The 1,890-nt window shown below is 68.5% G+C and carries 2 protein-coding genes; one reads left to right on the top strand and one right to left on the bottom strand.

Annotated features, from left to right (window positions below):
• Positions 1–123: 123 nt before the first annotated feature.
• A complete protein-coding gene (locus WBV89_RS20340) occupies positions 124–951 on the bottom strand; it encodes a helix-turn-helix domain-containing protein (protein WP_423983152.1) in 828 nt (275 codons plus the stop codon).
• Positions 952–1,076: 125 nt separating this feature from the next.
• Between WBV89_RS20340 and WBV89_RS20345 the strand changes: the two genes are divergently transcribed.
• Positions 1,077–1,890: M20/M25/M40 family metallo-hydrolase (locus WBV89_RS20345; RefSeq protein WP_423983153.1), on the top strand; the 814-nt coding region annotated here is incomplete at its 3' end.

Raw genomic sequence — 1,890 nt, forward strand, 5'->3', positions numbered from 1 at the left:
GGTGGCACACGCCGCTGCCGGCGTCGTCGTCACCCGCCGCGGCGCCGATCCGCCCTGGCGGTCCGAGCTCGACATCGACTGGCCCTGAAAATGCGCGCGTCGGTGCCTGGCACCGACGCTCATTCAGACGAGGTAGTGGCGGACGGAGAGGCGCTGTGCGGAGTCGTCACCGGGGACGGGGAGTTGTGCGACGACGCGCAGGGACGGCCACTCGGCGGGTGACAGCTGCTGATACTCGAACGTCAACTCACCGGCCGAGGGGTGCGCGAAACGGCGCAGTCGGGTCTCGAAGTCGGACACGTCGTGTTCCGGCCACCATTCGTCGAACGCCTCGCTCTCGACGCGAAGCAGTTCGACCAACTCGACCATCGCGGCGTCGTGGCGGAGCGCCGACGTGGCGGCCCGGAACTCTGCGAGCGCCTGGCGGGCGTGGATGTCCCAGTCGATGATCAGGTCGCGGGTCGACGGATCGGCGAACAGCACCCAGAGCAGATTGCACCGAGGAGCCTCGAGCTCGGCAAGACGCGGATAGAGACGCTCCTGCGCGTCGTTCCAGGCAACGAACTCCCAATGTGGACCGAGGACGTACGCGGGAGCGGGCATCAGCGCGTCGAGAAGTCGGACGAGGGCGCTGGGAGCTTCCTGGGGTGCCTCGACCACGGCCGTCCCGGGGTCGGTCAGCGCGAGGAGGTGGGATTGGCCGGCCTCGTCGAGGCGCAGCGCCCGGCCGATCGCGAGGAGCACATCGTCGGACGCGTTGATCCGTCGGCCCTGTTCGAGCCACGTGTACCAGGTGACCGACACCCCGGCGAGGAGCGCGACCTCCTCGCGGCGCAGCCCGGGCGTCCGTCGACCACGACCGGCCGGGAGACCGACCTGATCCGGACGGATCGACTCGCGCCGGGCGCGCAGGAAGTCGGCCAACTCCCGACGATGATCCCCCGCAGACACGTGCCCAGTCTCGCATCCAGACTGCGACAACGGGTGGTGCTGGCAATCCCCGGATCGCGCGGCGTGGCTCTACGATCGGGATCGTGTCTCAACTCGTCGAAGCAGCCTCGTTCGATCTCGAACCGATGGTGGATGATCTTGCAACCTTGGTGAACATCGAGTCTCCGTCGCTCGACCTCGAGGCCCTCGCCGATTCGGCGCGTGCCGTCGCGTCGATGATCGAGCGACATCTCGGAGGTGCATGTCGGTTGATCGACAGCCCGGCCGGCCCGCACGTTCACTGGTCCGGCGGTGGCGATCCACGCGTCCTGATCCTCGGCCACCACGACACGGTCTTCCCGATGGGCACCCTCGCGCAGCGGCCGTTCGACGTAACCGACGGGGTGGCGACCGGACCCGGTGTGTTCGACATGCTCGGGGGAATCGTGCAGGCACTGCACGGAATGAGTCGACTCGATGACCTCTCGGGCGTCGAGGTGCTGTTCAGCGCGGACGAAGAGGTCGGTTCGGTGCACTCACGCGAGTTGATCGAGGAGCGAGCGCTCGCCTGCGGGAACGTGCTCGTCCTCGAACCCTCGGCGGACGGCGGGGGGCTGAAGACCGGACGCAAGGGATGTGGAACGTTCGAAGTCGTGGTCACGGGACGTGCGGCGCATGCGGGACTCGAGCCGGAGAACGGCGTCAACGCCTTGATCGAGGCGGCCCATCAGGTGTTGGCGATCAGCCGGATCGGTCGCCCCCATGTGGGGACCACCGTCACGCCGACCGTGGCGACCGCCGGCACGACCGACAACGTCGTCCCGGCCGAAGCGCGGATCAAGGTCGATGTCCGGGTCGAATCGTCCGACGAGAAGGCGCGGGTCGAGGCAGCGATGGCCGGACTGGCCCCAGCCGACGACGCAGCGGGGATCACCGTCCACGGTGCCGTCAACCGGCCAC

The organism is Ilumatobacter sp. (genome assembly GCF_049588435.1).
GTDB lineage: Bacteria > Actinomycetota > Acidimicrobiia > Acidimicrobiales > Ilumatobacteraceae > Ilumatobacter_A.